This is a genomic window from Micromonospora sp. DSM 45708 (assembly GCF_039566955.1).
Lineage (GTDB): Bacteria > Actinomycetota > Actinomycetes > Mycobacteriales > Micromonosporaceae > Micromonospora.
The window spans coordinates 3,714,968-3,735,040 of sequence record NZ_CP154796.1 but is presented as its reverse complement, the minus strand read 5'-3'; the positions used below and the strand labels follow the sequence as shown (position 1 = coordinate 3,735,040).

General features: G+C 71.2%; 18 protein-coding genes. 5 read left to right on the top strand and 13 right to left on the bottom strand.

Translation table 11 applies throughout. The features are described from left to right. Positions 1-213: 213 nt before the first annotated feature. Positions 214-546, bottom strand: coding sequence for a hypothetical protein (locus VKK44_RS15975; RefSeq protein WP_343441888.1), 333 nt, complete (start codon positions 544-546; stop codon positions 214-216). A 7-nt stretch (positions 547-553) separates the two neighbouring features. On the opposite strand from VKK44_RS15975, the gene VKK44_RS15970 reads away from it, so the two are divergent. Beyond that, on the top strand, positions 554-1,402 hold the full coding sequence (locus VKK44_RS15970; protein ID WP_343441887.1) for an HAD family hydrolase: 849 nt from the start codon (positions 554-556) through the stop codon (positions 1,400-1,402). A 49-nt stretch (positions 1,403-1,451) separates the two neighbouring features. Here VKK44_RS15970 and VKK44_RS15965 read toward each other — a convergent pair whose 3' ends face one another. Further along, positions 1,452-3,617, bottom strand: coding sequence for a glycogen/starch synthase (locus VKK44_RS15965; RefSeq protein WP_343441886.1), 2,166 nt, complete (start codon positions 3,615-3,617; stop codon positions 1,452-1,454). Between the two features lie 1,036 nt (positions 3,618-4,653). Between VKK44_RS15965 and VKK44_RS15960 the strand changes: the two genes are divergently transcribed. After that, on the top strand, positions 4,654-5,688 hold the full coding sequence (locus VKK44_RS15960) for a LacI family DNA-binding transcriptional regulator (RefSeq protein ID WP_343441885.1): 1,035 nt from the start codon (positions 4,654-4,656) through the stop codon (positions 5,686-5,688). 25 nt (positions 5,689-5,713) lie between these two features. Here VKK44_RS15960 and VKK44_RS15955 read toward each other — a convergent pair whose 3' ends face one another. The 10 genes from VKK44_RS15955 to VKK44_RS15910 all read right to left on the bottom strand — a co-directional run bounded on the left by VKK44_RS15955 (position 5,714) and on the right by VKK44_RS15910 (position 17,168). Then, a complete protein-coding gene (locus tag VKK44_RS15955; RefSeq protein WP_343441884.1) occupies positions 5,714-6,316 on the bottom strand; it encodes an NUDIX hydrolase in 603 nt (200 codons plus the stop codon). Then, complete coding sequence (locus tag VKK44_RS15950; RefSeq protein WP_343441883.1) at positions 6,313-7,188, bottom strand: SDR family oxidoreductase; 876 nt, start codon at positions 7,186-7,188, stop codon at positions 6,313-6,315. The genes VKK44_RS15955 and VKK44_RS15950 overlap by 4 nt, the downstream gene beginning before the upstream one ends. Positions 7,189-7,225: 37 nt before the next feature. Next, positions 7,226-8,263 carry an ROK family protein gene (locus VKK44_RS15945; RefSeq protein WP_343441882.1) on the bottom strand — a complete coding sequence of 346 codons (1,038 nt, stop codon included), beginning with the start codon at positions 8,261-8,263 and terminating at the stop codon, positions 7,226-7,228. A gap of 140 nt (positions 8,264-8,403) precedes the next feature. Next, positions 8,404-9,804, bottom strand: a complete 1,401-nt coding sequence (locus VKK44_RS15940) for a GH1 family beta-glucosidase (RefSeq protein ID WP_343441881.1) — start codon at positions 9,802-9,804, stop codon at positions 8,404-8,406. Then, on the bottom strand, positions 9,801-12,041 hold the full coding sequence (yicI, locus tag VKK44_RS15935; protein ID WP_343441880.1) for an alpha-xylosidase: 2,241 nt from the start codon (positions 12,039-12,041) through the stop codon (positions 9,801-9,803). The genes VKK44_RS15940 and yicI overlap by 4 nt, the downstream gene beginning before the upstream one ends. Beyond that, complete coding sequence (locus tag VKK44_RS15930; RefSeq protein WP_343441879.1) at positions 12,038-12,919, bottom strand: carbohydrate ABC transporter permease; 882 nt, start codon at positions 12,917-12,919, stop codon at positions 12,038-12,040. Before VKK44_RS15930 ends, yicI begins: the two co-directional genes overlap by 4 nt. Position 12,920: 1 nt before the next feature. Next, a complete protein-coding gene (locus VKK44_RS15925; protein WP_343441878.1) occupies positions 12,921-13,892 on the bottom strand; it encodes a carbohydrate ABC transporter permease in 972 nt (323 codons plus the stop codon). 67 nt (positions 13,893-13,959) lie between these two features. Beyond that, complete coding sequence (locus VKK44_RS15920; protein ID WP_343441877.1) at positions 13,960-15,264, bottom strand: ABC transporter substrate-binding protein; 1,305 nt, start codon at positions 15,262-15,264, stop codon at positions 13,960-13,962. A gap of 75 nt (positions 15,265-15,339) precedes the next feature. Then, complete coding sequence (locus VKK44_RS15915) at positions 15,340-16,386, bottom strand: LacI family DNA-binding transcriptional regulator (RefSeq protein ID WP_343441876.1); 1,047 nt, start codon at positions 16,384-16,386, stop codon at positions 15,340-15,342. Between the two features lie 170 nt (positions 16,387-16,556). Then, positions 16,557-17,168, bottom strand: a complete 612-nt coding sequence (locus VKK44_RS15910; protein WP_343441875.1) for a DedA family protein — start codon at positions 17,166-17,168, stop codon at positions 16,557-16,559. Between the two features lie 174 nt (positions 17,169-17,342). Between VKK44_RS15910 and VKK44_RS15905 the strand changes: the two genes are divergently transcribed. The 3 genes from VKK44_RS15905 (at position 17,343) to VKK44_RS15895 (ending at position 19,560) form a co-directional block, all read left to right on the top strand. Beyond that, positions 17,343-18,293 carry a hypothetical protein gene (locus tag VKK44_RS15905; RefSeq protein WP_343441874.1) on the top strand — a complete coding sequence of 317 codons (951 nt, stop codon included), beginning with the start codon at positions 17,343-17,345 and terminating at the stop codon, positions 18,291-18,293. A gap of 229 nt (positions 18,294-18,522) precedes the next feature. Next, positions 18,523-19,296 carry a hypothetical protein gene (locus VKK44_RS15900; RefSeq protein WP_343441873.1) on the top strand — a complete coding sequence of 258 codons (774 nt, stop codon included), beginning with the start codon at positions 18,523-18,525 and terminating at the stop codon, positions 19,294-19,296. 117 nt (positions 19,297-19,413) lie between these two features. Then, positions 19,414-19,560, top strand: a complete 147-nt coding sequence (locus tag VKK44_RS15895) for a hypothetical protein (RefSeq protein WP_343441872.1) — start codon at positions 19,414-19,416, stop codon at positions 19,558-19,560. 85 nt (positions 19,561-19,645) lie between these two features. Here VKK44_RS15895 and VKK44_RS15890 read toward each other — a convergent pair whose 3' ends face one another. Continuing rightward, positions 19,646-19,960, bottom strand: a complete 315-nt coding sequence (locus VKK44_RS15890) for a hypothetical protein (RefSeq protein ID WP_343441871.1) — start codon at positions 19,958-19,960, stop codon at positions 19,646-19,648. Positions 19,961-20,073 lie beyond the last annotated feature (113 nt).

Sequence of the window (20,073 nt, the reverse complement as noted above, 5' to 3'; positions counted from 1 at the left end):
GCCCTTCACCGAACCGTCAGGAACGGTTCGGCCTTGGAGGTCGTGGCGGTGGCGGAAAGTCGGCCACCCGAGCCGGGTACGACCCGATCAGCGATACGCAGCCGTATTACGGCGCGATATTCCTGCGGGAAAGACCGACCGTCGGTGAGTTCTCACGGTGGAGCATGGGCAGGTGGAGGTGGCCACTCCGAGCATGTGCGTTGTTCCCCCGCGTCAAGTGCTGCTCTCGATGATGATCAGCATCTGTCTATCCGCACAGTACCCGAGCGTCGCCGCGACCGGCAAGGCCGACAGGGGTCCGAACGCCCCGGCGACATTCTTCTCCACACCGGAATGGCAACGTCGCTGCTCGATCCGGGTGCGGTTGACGGAGGCTTGGGATTCTGCACGGATCTGGATACGCTCCACTCGTTCATCGCGGGGAGGTCCGTCCACATTGCCATGCAGATATATCGGCAGTGCGCCACCATGACGGCCCGTTCCACATTCCTGGTCCGGGAATGATTCCGCCCGCTCGGGTGCCGTTTCCCGTTGTCCGTCCGCCACGTCCGAGATGAGAGGCCGACCCTTGCCGCAGCGCGACGCGTTCGAGGAGCCGGAGTTCCCGGGCGGGAGGTACACCCTGGTCGCCACCGATCTCGACGGCACGCTGCTGCGTTCCGATCTCACCATCTCGGCGCGAACCCGGTGCGCTCTGGCCACGATCCCGGAAGGCGCCGTGCACATCGTCGTCACCGGTCGTCCCGCGAGCGGATGTCTGGCCTTCCTCGCGGCCATCGGCTATCGGGGCGTCGCGGTCTGCGGCCAGGGCGGGCAACTGTACGACGCGGACAGTCACCGGCTCCTCTGGTCGACCGGGGTGGATCTGGACGTGGCCCGTCGTGCCGTCGGACTACTCGCCGCCGAGCTGCCCGGTCTCCTCGTCGCGGTCGGCACGGCCGGACTCCACGGCGGGGTGCTCTCCGCCCCCGGCTTCTCGAAACGTGGGGAGAAGTCACATCAGCTCACCACCGACAGTGAACGGCTGTGGGCGGCGCCCATCGAGAAGGTCATGATCCGTCACCCCGGCGTGGATGACGAGACGCTCGCCGCCGGAGCGCGGGAGGCGTGCGGCTCCGACCTCACCGTGACGCACGGCGACGCCGGGACGATCGAACTCCTGCCGCCCGGCGTCACCAAGGGCTCCGGTCTCGCGCGGGCCGCCGACTACCTGGGCCTGACGGCGTCCCGGGCCGTGGCCTTCGGTGACATGCCCAACGACATCCCGATGTTCGCCTGGGCCGGTCACTCCGTCGCGGTGGCCAACGCTCATGCCAGCGTGCTCGCGGCGGCCGGGGAGATCTGCGCGAGCAACGACGAGGACGGCGTGGCGCAGGTCATCGAACGGCTCTACCGACGCTGACGACCGCCACTTCCGGTGTCGGCGCGGGGTCGTCCCCGCTGCGGCGGCCCTACGGCGTACCGGGATCCGGATCGGCCCCGCCGGCCACCGTGACCTCGTCCCACCCGGTCCGCCCGGACCTGAGCGTCAGCAGGAAGTGCAGCGTGGGGTGTGGTGGCGGTGCGTCCAGCGCGATCACGAATCCGTGGCCGTCCTGCCGCATCGGTTCTGGTCGGCGGCTCGGTCCGGTGTTCGTGCCGGGCCCGGTGGACGGGACGAACAGGTCGACCCGCTCCGCTTCCGCGAACGTGTACCGGAGCTGCCAACGACCGTCGGCCTGCGTCAGCCGGCACCGGCTCCGGAGGCGGTGAACGAGGTCGGCGAGGCCCGACCGGGCGGCCAGGGACGTGCACCGGACGAAGTCCGCGCGGCGGTAGGCGGCCTCGAACAGTTCCCGGTAGGCGGGCTCGTCGAGGACCGCGCAGCGACCGTAGGCGTCTGCGTCCCCGAGCGCCAGTGCCTGTCGCGCGATGTCGTCGCGGCGTTCCCGCCACGCTCGTGCCGGGAGCAGGTCGAACCAGCCGTAACGGATGGCGTCGGTCGCCGTGGGCCCCGTGTCCGCTCGTCCGTCGAGCAGCGACCGGTAGACGGCCAGGTGCTGCTGCGCCAGCCGGGACCAGATGAACGTTCGGCCCACGGCCCGGGCCCGCCGGGACAGTCGTCGGTACTCGTCCGGCCGCGAGCAGATCATCTCCAGGGCTCTCCGGATCGTCGCCACCAGATCCTCGACCAGGCGCGGATCGTCGTCCCGGAAGGATCGCCGCACGGCGAGACCCGTGCCGGTCAGCGTCCCCCACGCGTGGCCGAGATGGTTGGTCCCCTGTTGGTCGGTCCCGATCGGAACGGCGCCGCACACCATCGCCTCGGCCTGGGCGATCAGGAAGGACTCCAACTCGAACTTCGACGGGTAGATGCAGAAATCGGCCGCCGAGGCGTGTGCGAACAGCGTGTCCGGGTCCGTCATCGACCAGTCGAGGCGGACATTGTCCGGGTACCGCTCGGCGACCTCCTGAAAGTAGTCGTTGCCCGCCCGTGCCCGAGCGTCACGGCCGGAGGCGGTGACGCACCGGAGGACGAAGTTCACCTCCTTCTCGTCATGCAGCACCTCGTCGATCGCCCGCATCAGCTCCAACTGCCCCTTGTGGTGCAGGGAGTAGCGAGCCGCGTGGTAGAACGTCGGTCGGTCCGGGTCGAGCCCGAGGTCGGCGAGCACGCCGCGCCGGTCTGTCTCGTCCGGGTCGCGGGCAAGCCACTCCGCCGAGACACCGGAGCCGCCGACGAAGAACTTGCCCGCGTTCTCCCGGATCGCGCGTGCCACGGTCAACTGCGGGAAGACCTTCTCGAACGGCGTGTCGTGGAAGGTGAAGAAGTAGTCGCGCTGCCCTTCGGACAGGAATTCGAGCGCGTCACCGCAGATCGTCACCAGCGAGATGACGCAGACGTCGTCGAGGCGCTGTGGCTGGTAGAGCCGGGTCGTGGGCAGGTGCTCGCGCATCACGACGTCGAGATCACCGGCCGGCTCGGGGTCGGCCAGCGCGGTCAGGTCCACCCGGACGCCGATCTGGTCGAGGAGCCGCTCCACCTGGGGCCGGTAGACCTTGCGGTTGACCGGCATGTTGCTGTTGATGGTGCTGACCACGAGACGCCGGGGGTCGTCCCGAAAGGCGGCGGAGACCAGGAAGTGGTAGTAGGGCTCGTGTGCGTGCACCACCAGGTGCTCGTCCGGCCAGAGGGTCCGCAGCAGGTGGACGGCATCCATCTGGAAGGCCAGTGGCTTGAAGAACGACAGGTCCCGCCCCTCACTGGCCGCCGCCGGGTAGAGCGTGTCGGGCAGCAGGTCGAGGTATTCGTTGGACAGGTAGTACAGGTCCACGCCGTCGATGCGCGTGTGGTACACCGTCGTCGTCAGGGCGGCGTGCTGCTCGGCGGGGAAGCCTCGCCAGATGTCGGGATCGAGCACCAGCGGCAGGTCGTACCGGTGCCGATAGTCCAGGGGGCGCGCGCCGTATTTCTCGACCAGGTAGTCGGCTGCGCCGTGCGCCGGCGTGATGACGGAGACCTGGTGGCCCTCCCGGACGAACTCCCGTGCCATGTGCCACGATTGCAGGGACATGCCGCCGCGCATGAGCGCCACGTCGAAACCGCCGCACTCGAACGAGCACTCGACAATATGCATTGTCCTGATCCTTTCTGACTGTCCCGCGCCGCGCGACCCGTCAACTGGCGCTCGCCGCCGGGGCCTCGACCCGCCGGACCGCGGCGATCAGGGCGAGCATTCACTGTCGACCGAAAGAGCCGGTGCCCCCTTTCCCGGCGTCGAGGAACGAGCGCATCCCGCTCGTCGCCGTGGTGGAAGCAGCCGCGATGAGCCTGTCGCACCGGCCGGAGAGCGCGCCGGACAGCCGCCGGGGGACGGCCCGCGGGAAAGTGCGACGTCGAATCCCGTGGCGCCTGTCACCCCGCACATTCATATCCCCCTGGCATCTCCGCCGGAACGCTCGCCGGGTCACCGGGCCCGACACTCGGGCGGGTTCGGTCGAGTGACAGCTCTGGCAGCGGCGCGGTCGTTCGGACCGGTCTGGGCCGCCGTCGACGGATCAGGACCGGTGAAGACGGGAATCGCATTCGTCGACGGGCCGGCCTGCCGCACGGCTTCTGTCGCCGGGGGTCAGGCCGGGCCCGGAGAACGCCACGACGTCGTGGTGGTGTGGGGGTCCGTCGCCCGGTTGTTTCTCACTGCCCGGATCAGCGGAGCGCCGCAAAGATTGGTTGCGGCCACGCCCGATTTTTCCGGGCGCGTGGAAGCGCCTCTGCTCACGACATGAACCCCCGTTGGTGTCGCGTAGCGGCAAGATATTGCCGGCGGTTGATCTGGGACGTTACCGTACGTCCCGTGTCGATGCAAGGCGCGCTCGCTTACCCGAAATGTCGCCGGTGGGCGTCCGGGCGGGACGGTGCCGGCCACACCGACTCACCGGACCCGAGGCCGGGCACGGACGGCTCCGCCTATTGTTTTTTCCGTGCCGTGCCCATGTTTATTCGAACGCATACGGCGGATGTCGATTCAACGCGCCGCCGCCCGCACATTTCTGATTTCACTGGATTCGTCGTGACGCGCGGCGGGCGTCGACCCGCCCACCGCGACGGCGAATGCCATTCGGCGGCCATCCACACCGGACGCCACCAGAATTGTCCTCCGCTAGAGTGAAATCATGCGCGCTCGACTGTCCGACATCGCCCACCAGGCCGAAGTCAGCCAGGCGACGGTGTCGCGGGTGCTCAACGGCAGGCCCGGAGTGGCGGCGGAAACCCGCCGGGCCGTCCTCGCCGCGCTCGACGTGCTCGGCTACGAGCGCCCGGCGCGACTGCGCAAACTCAGCGCCGGGCTGGTCGGCCTGGTCGTGCCCGAGTTGGACAACCCGATCTTCCCGGCGTTCGCCCAGGTCATCGAGTCGACTCTGGCGCAGAGCGGGTTCACCCCGGTGCTCTGCACGCAGACCCCCGGCGGGGTCACCGAGGACGAGTACGTCGAGATGCTGCTCGACCGCCAGGTCTCCGGGATCATCTTCGTGTCCGGCCTGCATGCCGACACCACCGCCGACCAGGACCGCTACCACGCGCTGATCGCCCGCCCGCTGCCGATCGTCCTGGTCAACGGCTACACGCCCGGCATCTCGGCGCCGTTCGTCTCCTGTGACGAACGCGAGGCCGTCGAGCTGGCCGTCGCGCATCTGGTGGCGCTCGGGCACCGCCGGATCGGCCTGATCACCGGCCCGGACCGGTTCGTGCCGGCCCGCCGTAAGGTGGCCGGGTGGGGCGCGGCCATGACCCGGCTGACCGGAGTGCCCAGGTCCCGGCTGGACGACCTCGCAGAGTTCACGCTGTTCGGCGTGGAGGGCGGGGAGGCCGCCGCGGGGCGCCTGCTCGACCGGGGTGCGACGGCAGTGGTCTGCGGCTCGGACCTGATGGCGCTCGGCGCCGTCCGGGCGGCCCGCCAGCGCGGCCTGTCCGTGCCCGGTGACTTCTCCGTGGTCGGCTACGACGACTCGCCGCTCATGGCCTTCACCGACCCTCCGCTCACCACCGTGCGGCAGCCCGTGAGGGCGATGGCGGTGGCCGCCACGCGCGCCCTGTTCGACGAGATCAACGGGCAGGGCGCGCCCCACTCCGAGTACGTGTTCCGGCCCGAGCTCGTGGTGCGGGGCTCCACCGCTGTCGCGCCCACCTCGACACGGCCCGGACGCTGACCGGCGGGCACGGACCCGTCGTGGACTACGGGCATTGCCCGCCCTCGTCGCCCGGGGCCGACGGGCCGGGCCGGAGGGCGCCGTCGTCCCACAACGCCACCAGCGTCACCGCGGCCAACGTGGCCGCGTCGGTGACCAGCCCCGAACGCACCATCTGGTGGAACTCGCCGGTGTCCACCCAGCGCTGACGCATGTCCGACTCGGTGGACTCCCGCTGCGGGCGACCGAGTCGCAGCCGCTCCGCCAGGAAGACGTGACAGCCCTGGTTGGCGTAGCCGTACGCGACGTGCACCCGGCCCAGGTAGGTCATCTGCTCGGCCTGCATCCCGGTCTCCTCGCGCAGCTCGTTGCGCGCGAGGTCGACCGGCGGGGTCGGGTCGTGGTCGCGGGTCGGCCAGGACCCCTGGGGAAATTCCCAGTACCGCCCGCCGACCGGATAGCGGTACTGCTCGACCAGGTGCAGGCGGCCTTCGTCGCGGGGCACGATGAGGGCGAAGTCGGGCTTGTCGACCACCCCGTAGCGGCCCCTGCCGCCATCGGCGTGCCGGACGTCGTCCTCGCGGACGGTCATCCACTGGTTGGCGTACACCTGACGCGAGGCCAAGGTGTGCACGGTCGGTCCGGTCATGTGCCACTTCCGATGAGTTCGCGCAGGCCCGCCGCCACGCCACGGATGCGCAGGCTCGGGTCGACCTGATCGAGCAGGACGCTCGTCAGGCACGAGTTGGTGGGTCGGCAGGCGTACCGGGTGCCGGCGGAGGGCACCGCGACGACCTGGTCCGTGGCCGTGCCGAGACTCGCCGCGATCTGCCTGGCCCAGTCCGACCGCGACACCCGGTCCGGCCCGCCGAGATGGAGCAGCCGGTGCGGGCCGCCGGACAACACCACCTCGGCCACCCTGGCCACGTCCTGGGCCAGCACCGGTGTCGTCCACTGGTCGGCCGGCGCCTCCACCGGGGAGCCGGATCTCAGCCGCCGGACACAGGAGGCGAAGAAGTTCTGCCACTGGCCGGGCCGGTGCTCGTCCCAGCCGTAGACCAGGCTCACCCGCAGCACCGTGGCCCCGGCGGCCTGGAGGATGTGCCGCTCCGCCAGCAGCTTGGCCCGACCGTACGCGTTGGCCGGGCGCGGGACGGCGTGTTCGTCGAAGCTCTCGGTGCGGCCGTCGAACACGTTGTCGGTCGAGATCAGCAGCAACCGTCGGTCCGGTGCCGCGGCCACGAGATTCCTCGCCGCCGCGACGTGCTCGCGCGCGGCCTGCTCGGAGTTGTTCTCACACCAGGTGACATCCGACGGACCGTGCACCGCGACGACCGCCTCGGGCTGCACCGCATCGACCAGGGCTCGGCAGGCACCGGGGTCGGTGACGTCGAGGGGCCGCCACGGGTGCGTGCCGGGCGCCGGGCTGCGCGAGGACAGGACCACCGGATGGCCGCTCCCGGCGAGGTGGTCGGCGATGGCCCGCCCGACGAAGCCGCTTCCGACGATCAGCGTACGCATCGGTGGCTCCGTCCCCGCGCCGGACGCGCCCGCGACGTCATCGGGCGCTCTCCGCGAGCGATGTGGCGGGCAGCCGGGTGGCCAGCAGACGCCCGATGCCGAGCAACCCGTGGTCGTCGTCCGCCGCGCCCAGGGAGACCATCTGCCGGATCTGCGTGGTGTCGAGACCGAAGCAGCCCTGTTCGACAAGACAGGCGGTGAGCATGTCGGCGTACCGCTCGCCGACGGCGAGCGCGAAACCGCCGATCACGATGTACCGGGTGACGCCGATCGAGGTGAACACGGACGTGACAGCGCGGGCGAGGTGACGCAGGCCCCCGCGCAGGATGTCCGTGGCGAACGCGTCGTCGGCATGGACGGCCTCCACGAGGTGGTAGGTGGTGATGCCGTCGGCGCTGCCGGCCGGGCCGGAGAGGGCGGAGGCGGCGAAGCCCGCCGGGTCCTCCCGCGCGGTACGCCGCGCGATCCGTTGCATGGCCCGGCCGGAAGCCAGGGCGCCCAGGTGGCCTCGGCCGCCGCAGTCGCACAACGGCGCCTGCGGGGACAGGTCGCACCTCCAGTGGCCCAGCTCGCCGCCGTGGCCCCGCGCGTCGAGAAGCACCTCGCCGTTCCAGTAGACCTTGCCGCCGATGCCCGAGCTGACGGTCAGCAGGCAGAACGGCACCTGGCCGGCCGACGGTTCGGCGTAGCGCCACAGCGCGGCGGTGATGTCGTTGACCACGACGACGGGCAGGCGGAGTTGTTCCTCGACCAACGCGCGCACGGGCACCGGGGGCCCGCCCCCGCCCCAGATGGTGGGGGCGGCCGTCGCCCACCCGTCCGTGGTCACCGGCCCCGCGAACGCGATCCCGACGGCGCAGCTCCCGTGCTCGCGTACCGCCTGCCGCGCCCGGTCGACCAACTGCCGCGACACGCGGTGCTGTAGCGGTACGGCGGTGTGGTCGGGATGCACGGCGAGGCCGTCGGTGGGGAAGCGGTCCACCGCGGTGAGCCGCCCGGTGGCTGTCTCGTAGCGGCCGATGCGCAGCGACGTTCCACCGATGTCGATGACGGTGTAGACACCAGGCTCAGACAATCTCAGCCTCCGACGTCACGGCCGGTTCGCGCCGAACATGGTCGATCGCCCCCGCCTCAGCATCCGATGCGCCACGAACCGTGAGCGGCCGTGGACGCAGGGCAGTTAAGCACGGCTCGCGAGGCTCGGCAACACCCGACCTAGCCGTCCAGTCGGCCGGTGGCGGCCAGGCGGCGGTACCAGTGGGCGCTGTCCTTCCAGGTGCGCTCCTGGGTGTCGTAGTCGACGCGGATGATGCCGAAGCGGCGGTCGTAGCCGTAGCCCCACTCGAAGTTGTCGAGCAGCGACCAGACGAAGTAGCCCCGGACGTCGGCGCCCCGCCCGCGGGCGTCGGCGACCGCGCCGATGTGCCGGCGCAGGTAGTCGATCCGCCGGTCGTCGTGCACCCGTCCGCCGGCCGAGACGACGTCGTCGAACGCCGCGCCGTTCTCGGTGATCATCAACGGCTGGCCGGGGTACTCGCGCCGCAGCCGCAGCAGCAGTTCGGTCAGGGCCGGTGGGTCGATGTTCCATCCCATCGCCGTGTGCGGACCGGGCTGCGGCAGGAAGTCGACGTCGTCGGCGCCCACCCACGGCGAGTGGGTCGAGGCGCCGTGCCCGTCGGCGGCGGAGCGTGCCGATTGCCCGTCCCAGGCGCGGACCAGGGTGCTGGAGTAGTAGTTGACCCCGAGCACGTCCAGCGGCACCGCGATCAGCTTCTCGTCACCCGGGCGCACGAACGACCAGTCGGTGACGGCGGCGGTGTCGGTCACCAGGTCGGCCGGGTACGCCCCGTCCAGCATCGGGCCGAGGAACGCCCGGTTCGCCAACGCGTCGATCCGCCGGACCGCGTCGGAGTCGGCGGCCGAGTCGGACGCCCCCCGGACGACGTGCAGGTTCAACGTCACCGACAGCTCGGCGCTCGGCGTCAGCTCCCGGACCACCCGCCCGGCCAGGCCGTGCGCCAGGTTCAGGTGGTGCACCGCCGCCAACGCGGCGGCCGGTTCGGTCCGGCCGGGCGCGTGAACGCCGGAGCCGTAACCCAGGTACGCCGAGCACCACGGCTCGTTGAGCGTGGTCCAGGTGTGCACCCGGTCGCCGAGCGCCGTGACGATCCCCGACGCGTAGTCCTGGAAGCGCAGCGCCGTCTCCCGCGCCGGCCACCCACCGGCGTCCTCCAGCTCCTGCGGCAGGTCCCAGTGGTACATGGTCGCGACCGGTCGCACGCCGCGCTCCAGCAGGCCGTCGACCAGCCGTGCGTAGAAGTCCAGGCCGGCCTGGTTGAACCGCCCGGAACCGCCCGGCTGCACCCGGGGCCAGGAGATCGAGAAACGGTACGCGCCCAGCCCCAGCTCGGCGACGTGGTCGAGGTCCTGCGGCCAGCGGTGGTAGTGGTCGGCGGCCACGTCACCGGTGTCGCCGCCCAGCGTACGCCCGGGGGTGTGGCTGTAGGTGTCCCAGATGGACGGACCGCGACCGTCCTCGGTGGCCGCGCCCTCGATCTGGTACGCCGCCGTCGCCGAACCCCAGACGAAGCTCTCCGGGAAGTTCCGTGCCGTCATCGTCCCGCCCTCTCCGTGCCGGCCACCACGCAGTGGTACGCCGACGACTCGCCCGCCACCAGTTCGGCGGTGGCCACCCCGTCGCGGAAGCCCACCTCGAACTCCGCGCCCGGCCCCGCGCCGGGCGCCGGGATCCGTACCCGCTGCCGTTGCCCCTCCGCCGGGGCGTAGAGCCGCAGCTCCACCCCGTCGGCCCAGTCGTAGTCGGGCCGGTCGGCGCGCGCGCCGAACCCGATGACCGCACCCGGCCGGGCGAGCACCGGCAGGCTGTCGTACTCGTGCTTCTCGGTCACCCACGCCGGGCCGGTGAGCTGCGCGCCGGTGACCAGGTGGGTCCACGTGCCGGCGGGCACGTAGAAGGTGACCTGCCCGTCGGCGCTGAGCACCGGCGCCACCAGCACGTCCGGGCCGAGCATGTACTGCCGGTCGAGGTGTGCCGCGGCCGGGTCGTCCGGGAACTCCACGATCATCGGACGCATCATCGGGATGCCGTCGCGGTGCGCCTCCTCGGCGGTCGCCGCCAGGTACGGCATGAGACGGAGCTTGAGCCGGGTGAAGTGGCGCAACACGTCCACGGCCTCCTCGTCGTACGCCCACGGCACCCGGTACGAGCCGGAGCCGTGCAGCCGCGAGTGCGAGGAGAGCAGGCCGAACGCGATCCACCGTTTGAACACCGCCGGGTCGGGGGTGCCCTCGAAGCCGCCGATGTCGTGACTCCAGTAGCCGAAGCCGGACGAGGCCAGGGACAGCCCGCCGCGTAGCGACTCGGCCATCGCGACGAACGTCGACTCGCAGTCGCCGCCCCAGTGCACCGGGAACTGCTGGCCGCCGGCGGTGGCCGAGCGGGCGAACAGCACCGCCTCGCCCTCGCCACGCTCGGTCTCCAGCAGCTCGAAGACCGCCTTGTTGTAGAGGTACGAGTAGTAGTTGTGCATCCGTTGCGGGTCCGACCCGTCGTGCCACACCACGTCGGTCGGGATGCGCTCACCGAAGTCGGTCTTGAAGCAGTCGACGCCCATGTCCAGCAGCGCCTTGAGCTTGCCGGTGAACCAGGCCACCGCGTCCGGGTCGGTGAAGTCGACGAGCGCCATGCCGGCCTGCCACTTGTCCCACTGCCACACCGAGCCGTCCGGGTTGCGCACCAGGTAGCCGGCCCGGCGGCCCTCCTCGAACAGGTACGAGCGCTGCGCGATGTACGGGTTGATCCACACGCACACCTTCAGGCCCCGCTCGTGCAGCCGGCGCAGCATGCCCTCCGGGTCGGGGAAGGTCGCCGGGTCCCAGACGAAGTCGACCCAGTGGAACTGGCGCATCCAGAAGCAGTCGAAGTGGAACACCGATAACGGCAGGTTCCGCTCGGCCATCCCGTCGACGAACTCGGTCACCGTCTTCTCGTCGTACGACGTGGTGAACGACGTGGACAGCCACAGCCCGTACGACCAGGCGGGCACCCGGGCCGGTCGGCCGGTCAGCGCCGTGTAGCGGCGCAGCACGTCCTTCGGGGTGGGCCCGTCGACGACGTGGTAGGTGAGCGACTGACCCTCGACGCTGAACTGGGTCTGCGCGACGACCTCCGAGCCGACCTCGAACGACACGTGCTCCGGGTGGTCCACGAACACCCCGTAGCCGGCGCTGCTGAGATAGAACGGCACGTTCTTGTACGCCTGCTCGCTGGCGGTGCCGCCGTCGGCGTTCCAGACGTCGACCGTCTGACCGTTCTTCACGAACGGGCCGAACCGTTCGCCCAACCCGTACACCGTCTCGCCGACGCCGAGCGCGAGTCGTTCGTGCACGTACCGGCGGCCCTCGCCGTCGGTGACGATCCCGACGCTGCGCGCGGTGGACGCCGTGACCAGCCGGTCGCCGTGCCGGAACTCGACCCGCCAGCCGTCGACCAGCGCGACCCGCACGGTCAGCTCGCCGGTGGTCAGCGACGCGCTGATGCCGGTGATGTCGACGGTGACCGGGTGCGTGTCGTCGGTGTGCAACCCGAAGTGGGGTTCGCGGGGTAACCCGCCGCTGTGGTGGCCGATGGTGACCCCGACCACGCCGGGCGCGGGGGAGAAGAAGCGGACCGTGACGACGGGCCGGTTGAGCGTGTCGCCCCGGCCGTTGATCTGACCGGCGGGCGCGAAGACGGTGAAGCCGCGGTCGTCCGGCTCGACCGACTCCACAGTGCCGGGGCGCAGCACGCTGACCCCCGGGCGTAGTTGCCAGTATCCGTCGGTGAACTTCACTTCTCTGCTCCTGCGGTGATGCCGCGCGCCAGGGTGCGCTGGAAGATGAGGAAGAAGAGGATGGCCGGCACCAGGCTGATCAACGCGCCGGCGTTCGTCGTCGGGGCGTCCATCAGGCGGTCGCCCTGCAACGACGCGAGCGCGACCGGGATGGTCTGGGTCTGGTTGTCGATCAGCATGACCAGCGGGATGAGGAACTCGTTCCAGGTCCAGATGAAGAAGAAGATGAGCAGGACGGCGAGGGTCGGCCGCAGGTTGGGGAAGACCACCCGCCACAGCACCGTCCACTTGCCGGCGCCGTCCAGCGCGGCGGCCTCCAGCAGCGAGCGCGGGAACGTGCCCAGCACCGAGGCGAGCAGGTAGGTGCCGAACGCGCTCTGGATGACGGTGAAGATGATGATCACCGACAGTCGGGTGTTGTAGAGGCCGATCTCCTTGGCGACGTAGTACAGCGGGTAGATCAACGCCTCCTGCGGCAACATGTTGGCCAGCAGGAACAACCCGACGATCCACAGCCGGCCGCGGACCCGGCCGACACCCAGGGCGTACGCGTTGAGCAGCGACACGACGACGCCGAGCACCGCCACGGACCCGGCGATGAGCGCCGAGTTCCACAGCTTGAGCGGGAAGTTCACCTCGGACCAGTACGTCCGCAGGCCCCTGGTGTAGAACTCCGTCGGCCAGCTCAGCGGGCCGCCCGACGAGTAGTCACCTGGCGACTTGAACGCGTTGAGCAGCATGAACGCGAACGGCACCAGCATGACCAGCGCGCCGACGGTGACCAGGGCGAGCACCAGCCAACGGCTGACGCCCCGGTGGTGCCGGTCGCGTACCGGCCGGCGCACCGGCGTGGGCGCCGGTGTGAGCGTGACGGCCATGTCAGAACCCCCGGTCCCGGCGCTCGCTGCGCGCCTGCATCCCGATGAAGACCCCGGCCACCACGACGATGATCAGCGTGAGCACCGTGGAGATCGCGGAGCCGTAGCCGACCTGGAGCTTCTTGAAGAACGTGTAGTACGCGAAGTAGGACGGCACGTTGGTGGCGTTCTCCGGGCCACCCCGGGTCAGCGCGAAGATCGGCCCGAACACCTTCAACGCGGCGATGGTGCAGGTCAGCGCCACCACGAAGGTCTCCGGCCGGATCTGCGGAAGCGTGATCGCCCGGAACCGGTGCAGCCAGTTCGCCCCGTCGACCTCGGCCGCCTCGTACAGCTCCGGGTCGACCCGCTGCAACGCCGCCATGAACACGACCACCGGGTAGCCGATCTGCACCCAGATCATCACCGCCATCACCGCCGGCAGCGCGGTGTCCGGGTCACCCAGCCAGTCGTGGCGCAACGCCCCGAGACCGACCGCGTCGAGCAGGCTGTTGAACGCGCCGTCGGGGCGCAGGATCCAGCCCCAGACGATGCCGGCGACCACCACGGGCAGCACCTGCGGCAGGTAGAACGCGGCCCGCAACGCCGCCGCCGTACGCGGCTTGAACCGACGCCCGATGACGTCGAAGAGCACCGAGGCGAGCAGCAGCCCGAGCAGGGTGGGCGCCACCACCATCGCGACGATCATCGCCACGGTGTTGCGGAACGACGCCCAGAACACCTCGTCGTGCAGCAACCGCTGGTAGTTGTCGAACCCCACGAAGGTGGGGTCGCCGACACCTGACCACCGGGTCAGCGACAGGTAACCGGTGCCGACCAGTGGCGCGCCGATGACCAGGAGGAACAGCGCCGCTCCGGGGAGCAGGTAGAGCCAGTACGCCGCGTCGCGGCCACGCGGTCGGCGCCGGGACGGGGGAGCGGGGGCGGGGGTCGCCGCGGACGGCGCGGCGGCGACGGTGTCGGGGACTGCCATGGAAGATCCTTCCCGGCGGGGCGGGCGGGCACGCCGGTCGAGCCGGTCGCGCCCGCCGCTCGCCGTGTCACTTGCCGGTGATCTCCTTGACGCCGTCGGCGTACGGCTTGGCGATCGTGTCGAGCACCTGGTCGGGGGACTTGGACCCGTTGATCAGGCCCTGGAACCCGCCGACCAGCACGTCGTAGTAGCCGGGCACCGGCCAGTCCGGGTAGAAGGCCAGGCCGTCCTGCTTGCTGACCGTGTTGAAGTCCTCGATCAGCTTGCGGTCCTTGGGGTCGCTGATCCTGGCCGGGTCGCCGGCCACCGGGACGCCACCGTTGTTGCCGATCAGGTCCTGGATCTCCGGACGCAGGGTGATGTCGATGAAGTCGTACGCCAGGCTCTTGGCCTTGCTGTTCGTCGGGACGACCCAGAGGTTGCCGGACGAGCCGGCGTTCAGGCTGTTGCCCGGGAACAGGAAGGTGTCCCAGTTGGCCTTCATCTCGGCCTTGAAGCGGCCGTACCACCAGCTCCCCGAGACGATCATCGGCGTCTTGCCCGCGATGAACGCGGTGCCCATGTCCTCGGCCTTGAGGCTGGCCGAGTCCTTGGCCACGTAGCCCTTCCGCACCCAGTCGGCGAACGTGTCCGCGCCGTACCTCAGCGGGCCGGCCGTGAAGTCGACGGGGTTCTTGTAGAGCTGGTAGTTGTCGACGAACGTCCGGTCGGCCTTCGACAGGGCCAGCTGGTAGAAGAGCTGCCCGGCCGGGTACTCGGCGCCGGCCATGCCCAGCGGGGTGATCTTCTTGCTGACGAAGGTGTCCATCGCGGCGGTCATCTCGGCCATGGTGGTGGGCACCGTGACGCCGTTGCGGTCGAACAGGTCCTTGTTGTAGTAGACCGTGACGTACTCGCCGTAGTTCGGCACGCCGAACCAGTTGCCCGACCCCATCACGCCCTTGTCGGTGTAGCGGGCGGTGGTCTGGAGGCTGGGGCTGAGCTTGTCGGCCCAGCCGCGCTTCTCCGCCTCGCCGCTGAGGTCGGTCAGCAGGCCCTGGGAGGACAGCAGGCCGGCCGTGGCGTTGCCCTTGTTGTACTCCATGATGTCCGGGCCCTCGGACGAGTTGATGATCATGCCGGCGTTCTGCTGGATCTGCTCGAACGCCTTGCGCTCGAAGCGCACCTCGACGCCCGGGTGCTCGGCCTTGAAGATCTCGATGGCCCGGTTCCAGCCGACCCCCATCGCGCTGTTCTCGCCCTCGTAGTGCCAGAGCTTGAGGGTCTTGGCCCCGCTGTCGTCACCGCTGTCGTCGCCGCCGCACGCGGCCACGGTGGTCGTCGCGGTCGCCGCCAGGGCGAGCGCCGCGACGATCCGGCGGAATCGCTGCATTGCTATCCTCCTCGTTGAGTATCGAGCCGGTACTTCACTGGGTCCGTCGTCGCGTTGCCGCGCGGCGGCGGGCCGTCATGACAGGTCAGCCCCCATCGGTGGGCGGCTGCGTGGTGCCGCGGTCGATCCCCGGATCTCCAGCGCGGTCGGCAGCAGTTGCTGGTGGCACTCGTCACCGGCCCCGTCCAGGTGGCGCACCAGCGCCTCGACCGCGATCCGGCCCATCGCCGACCCGGGCGACGTCATCGCGGTCAGCGCCGGGGTGGCCAGCTCGGCGACCTGCGGCGAGGTGACCATCGAGACGACCGAGACGTCGTCGGGCACGCACAGCCCGCGCCCGGTCAGCTCGCCGAGGATGCCGAAGATCGCCGTCTCGTTCATGGCCAGCACGGCCGTCAGGCCCGGCGCCCGCGCGAGAGCGGCGGCCAGCGCCGCCCGACCGCCGGCGGCGCTGTCCTCGGCCGGGATCATGACCGGTTCCAGGCCGTGGCCGGTCATGGCCGTGACAAAGGCGTCCCGGGTACGCAGAGCCGGCCCGTAACCGCGGGTCAGGGTTTCGGCCGAGTGGTTGACGTAGACGATCTGCCGGTGCCCCAGACCGACCAGGTGCGCCACCGCCTCCCGCACGGTCTGCTCGAAGTCGATGTCGACGTAGGAGAGCCCGCCGATGTCCCCGGTGCGCCCGATCAGCACCAGCGGCACACCGACCTGCTGGAGCGCGGTGACCCGCTCGTCGGTGAGCTGCACCTCCATCAGCACGACGCCGTCGAACATCCGCTGGCTGGCCAGCCGGCGCAGGTCGTCGAGGTCGCCGCCACCGCCGACGGGCGACAGCACCAGGTGGTAGCCGACGGCACTGGCCGCCGCGGCGGCCCCGGTGACGAACGCCGTCTCGGTCGCGCCGAGGCCACGCTCGTCCATCGGCAGCAGCAGGCCCAGGATCCGGCTGCGCCGGCTGGCCAGGCCACGGGCCATGGCGTTGGGCTGGTAGTCCAGCTCGGTCATGGCGGCGAGCACCTTGGCCCGGGTGGCCTGGGAGATCGGCCGGGTGCCGGTGAGCACGTAGGAGACGGTGCTGACCGAGACCTGGGCCAGGCGGGCGACATCGTGCATGGTGGCCATCGCGCACCTCCTCCGGCCAGGCGTGGAACCCATTCGAATGATCGTCGAAGCGCTTCGACGAAGCGGTTCGACAGACGCTAGGCTTCCTGTTACGGCGACGTCAATAGCCGATGTCGAAAGAAGTCGGAACGGCGCGCCGCCGACGTGGATCAGCGGCCCTCCGCCACGACCTACGGCGCGCCGCCGGCCCGGCGGCGAGCCAGTCGCCATCCGACGGAGGCGAGCGTGAGGACGACCGCGCCGGCGATCAGGTACCAGGCGAACCGGTGCAGGTCCACGAGGACGGCACGCAGGTGGTCGCCGGTCAGGTAGCCGGCTGTGGTCCACAGCCCGACCCAGGCGGCGGCGCCGAGCGCGTTGTAGGCCACGAAGCGCCGCCACGGCATGCCGGTGGTGCCGGCGACGACCCCGTTGAACTGCCGCAGACCGTCGACGAAGCGGGCGGCGGCGACGAGCTTCGGGCCGTGGCGGCTCATCACCGCCTCCAGGCGGGCGAACCGGTCCGGGCCGAGACGCAGGCGGCGGCCGTGCCGCAGGACGAGCCGGCGGCCTCCGAGGCGGCCGATCAGGTAGCCCACGCTGTCCCCGATCACCGCGGCCAGGAACGCGGTGGCCGCCACGCCGACGACGCTCAGCCGGCCGTGCGACGCGTATCCGGCGGCGAGGACGATCGCGCTCTGGCCGGGCGCGGGAACACCGAAGCCCTCCACGCCGACGAGCAGGGCGAGCCCCGGGTAACCGTAGTGGCTCACCAGGTCGGTGAGCACGCGGAACGGGCTCACCGGCCGGTCCCGGGAAGGCGGCCCACCACGTCGACGAGCCTAGCCGGAGCAGGGCGTCGGCGGGTCGTCCCGGTCGCCGGCACACCCCGTCGGGGCAAGGCGCGCGGGGCGGCGGGACCGCCGCGAGCAGGCCCGGCGCGTACGCGCGTGCCGCGCCCTGACTAGCATCCGCTCGTGATCGAGGAGCTGATCCGGACGGTGTCCGCCACCGACGACGACGCGATCGAGGGGCTGCGCGCCATCGCCGACGCCGAGCCGGAGAGGCTGACGCCGTACCTGGGCACCCTGCTCGACCGGGACGTCCTGTGGCCGGGGACGTTGTACCGGGCGGCGGACGCCGAGGTGGTCCGCCGGGTCGTCGAGCGCGTCGACGGCGGCCGGACGCCGGACCGGCTCGACCAACTGCTGGTCATCCTGGCGCACTCCGGTCACCCCCTCGCGGAGAGCGCCCTGCGCCGCTGGTCGACGCAGCCGCCGGCCGGCGCGGACCGGCTGCACGTCGACGCGTTGAGCTACGCGCGGGTGGGCGGCTGGACGGTCGGGCCGGACGGGCGCCGGCGGGACCTGTGCGGCGACGTCGCGTACGAATGGGTCATGCGCGCCGGGCCGCGCCGCGCCGACGTCGCCACCTGCCCGTGGTGCGCGTCGCCCCGGTGGACCGCCGCCGACCTGCACACCGCGGACCCGGCCGTCGGCGCGGCGCTGGCGCACACCGGCTGGTCCGGCCGGTTGGTGATCGAGACGTGCCACTTCTGCGCCTGCTACACGACGCTGTACAGCCGGGTCACGCCGGCCGGCGACACCGCCTGGTGGACCGGCAACGCCCGCCCGGTGCACCTCGGATCCGTCGAGGCCGAGGATCCGCCGGCGCTCGTGCCGGTCCCCGGCGCGGCCCGGCGGAGCCCCTATCAGGCCAGCGCCTGGGAGCGGGGCGGTTCGACGCTCGGCGGCCGGCCCGACTGGATTCAGGACGCCGAGCACCCCGACTGTCCCGGCTGCGGCGAGCCGATGGACTACCTGGGGCTGGTCGGCGGCGCGGACCTCGACGAGTACGGGGAGGGCGCGTACTACCTGCACCTGCACCGGCCCTGCGGGTTCGCCGCGGTGACCTACCAGCAGAGCTGACCGCTTCGGCCCGGTCCGGCCGCCGGCACCTCCGGCCGGCCCGCACGAACTGATGTCCGTCGATATTGCCGGATCGGTTGCGGGCGTGCTGGAATGGCTCGGACCACCGCGGTATGGCGCCATCGCGCGCCGGCACGGTGCGACCGGAAGCAGCGCAGCGCCGGCCGGCCGAAGAGTTCCTGCTGGCCCGTCCCGGGTGGCGGAGGACCAGCCGTCCTGGAGGATGACCATGCGTAGTTTCCTCGCGGTGTTCGCCGCCGCACTGACGCTCGGCACGGTCGCCGGCAGCGTTCCGGCCGGCGCGTCGCCCGCCGCCCCGCGCACGTGCCCCCGTGGCCTGCTCTTCTGCGAGGACTTCGAGCGACTGCCCCCCGGGGGGCCCAGCACGCTGAAGTGGGGCGTCGACACCCGCCACGGCACGCTCACCGTCGAGCGTGGTCGCCGTGGCAACCAGGTGCTGCACGTCCACACGGTCGACAACGGGCGCGCCTTCCTGCGCGTCGACGACCTCGCCGCGCCGGGCAACCGCTTCTACGGCCGGATGCGCCTGCGCGTCGACGCCTTCCCCACCGCCCCGGACTGGGCGCACTTCACGCTGGTGGAGGCGACCGGCGCCGGCAGCGCGGAGGTCGTCCGTCCGGTCGGCGGCCAGTACGCGCCCACGGTCCCCGGAACCTTCTGGGGGATCGGCGCCGACGGCGGCCCGACCGGCGACTGGACCAACTGGCGGGAGTCCGCCCCGGTCACCGAGGACACCTGGCAGTGCGTCGAGTGGAAGATCGACCCGACGGACAACCGGGTCGCGGTGTGGATCGACGGCGTGGCGAACCCGGAGCTGACCGCCTCCACGACCGAGCACGGCGGCAACGACGTGCCCTTCGTCCTGCCGGCGGTCGACACCGTGAAGATCGGCTGGCAGCTCTACCAGGGCGGCACGACGCCGGGCGAGTTCGACCTCTGGATCGACGACATCGCCCTCTCCGGTAGACGGCTCGGCTGCTGACCCGACGCCCGGCCGGGCGCGCCCGGAGAGCCGGTGCCTGGCGGCCCGGGTTTCCCGACCGGGCCGGCCGGGGTAGACATCGCACCGCCATCAGCCCAACCTCCCGAGGAGACTGCCATGTCGGTGCAGGCGTTTCTCTATCTCGTCGCGGTCATCCTGCTCGTGCTCGCCGCGCTGCCCATCCCCACCCGCGGTTTCTCGCTCGCCCTGCTCGGCGCGGCGTGCGCTCTGCTGGCCTACGCCTGGCCGGTGATCACCGGTTAGACGCCGACGGGTCGGGGGCGGGTGGGGGCGGGCCGAGTGGCCGCGCCCGCCCCCCGTCCTCGAGGACGCCGGAAGTGGTCCGGCCTCAGGCGCAGCCGCGGTACTGCAACGCGGAGTCCTTCATGTACGCCCACAGCGCCAGGCCGTTCCAGTAGTCGTAGGTGAGCGTCCAGCCGTTGGCGGTGTTGCCGGTCGGTCCGGTCACGACCTGTCCGTACCGGCGGGTGCCGTACAACGTGGACTCGTCCGGCGCGGTGTACATGCCCGCGTAGTCCCAGACGACGGTGAAGCTGCTCGTCGTGCACGCCGCCTGTGCCGTCCCGGCCGGCGCCAGGGCCGTCAGCGTGGTCGCCGCGAGGCAGGCTGCCATCGTGCGCAGCAGCAGTCGTCGAACGGTCATCACGTCCTCCACTCGATCGTCGAAAGTGAATGTGCCACCGGGGCACCTCCCGCAGCATCCTATTCGTCGGTGACGATCCCGACGGGTCGCCGACCGCCGACTGCCGGGCCGGA

What these genes read in the sequence shown, in the direction of transcription:
- VKK44_RS15895 (WP_343441872.1), top strand. Translation starts at nt 19,414, where the DNA reads ATGTCGGTGCAGGCGTTTCTCTATCTCGTCGCGGTCATCCTGCTCGTG.
- VKK44_RS15940 (WP_343441881.1), bottom strand. Translation starts at nt 9,804, where the DNA reads ATGACGGCACGGAACTTCCCGGAGAGCTTCGTCTGGGGTTCGGCGACG.
- VKK44_RS15920 (WP_343441877.1), bottom strand. Translation starts at nt 15,264, where the DNA reads ATGCAGCGATTCCGCCGGATCGTCGCGGCGCTCGCCCTGGCGGCGACC.
- VKK44_RS15890 (WP_343441871.1), bottom strand. Translation starts at nt 19,960, where the DNA reads ATGACCGTTCGACGACTGCTGCTGCGCACGATGGCAGCCTGCCTCGCG.
- VKK44_RS15925 (WP_343441878.1), bottom strand. Translation starts at nt 13,892, where the DNA reads ATGGCAGTCCCCGACACCGTCGCCGCCGCGCCGTCCGCGGCGACCCCC.
- VKK44_RS15950 (WP_343441883.1), bottom strand. Translation starts at nt 7,188, where the DNA reads ATGCGTACGCTGATCGTCGGAAGCGGCTTCGTCGGGCGGGCCATCGCC.
- VKK44_RS15955 (WP_343441884.1), bottom strand. Translation starts at nt 6,316, where the DNA reads ATGACCGGACCGACCGTGCACACCTTGGCCTCGCGTCAGGTGTACGCC.
- VKK44_RS15900 (WP_343441873.1), top strand. Translation starts at nt 18,523, where the DNA reads ATGCGTAGTTTCCTCGCGGTGTTCGCCGCCGCACTGACGCTCGGCACG.
- VKK44_RS15930 (WP_343441879.1), bottom strand. Translation starts at nt 12,919, where the DNA reads ATGGCCGTCACGCTCACACCGGCGCCCACGCCGGTGCGCCGGCCGGTA.
- VKK44_RS15960 (WP_343441885.1), top strand. Translation starts at nt 4,654, where the DNA reads ATGCGCGCTCGACTGTCCGACATCGCCCACCAGGCCGAAGTCAGCCAG.
- VKK44_RS15965 (WP_343441886.1), bottom strand. Translation starts at nt 3,617, where the DNA reads ATGCATATTGTCGAGTGCTCGTTCGAGTGCGGCGGTTTCGACGTGGCG.
- VKK44_RS15915 (WP_343441876.1), bottom strand. Translation starts at nt 16,386, where the DNA reads ATGGCCACCATGCACGATGTCGCCCGCCTGGCCCAGGTCTCGGTCAGC.
- VKK44_RS15970 (WP_343441887.1), top strand. Translation starts at nt 554, where the DNA reads ATGAGAGGCCGACCCTTGCCGCAGCGCGACGCGTTCGAGGAGCCGGAG.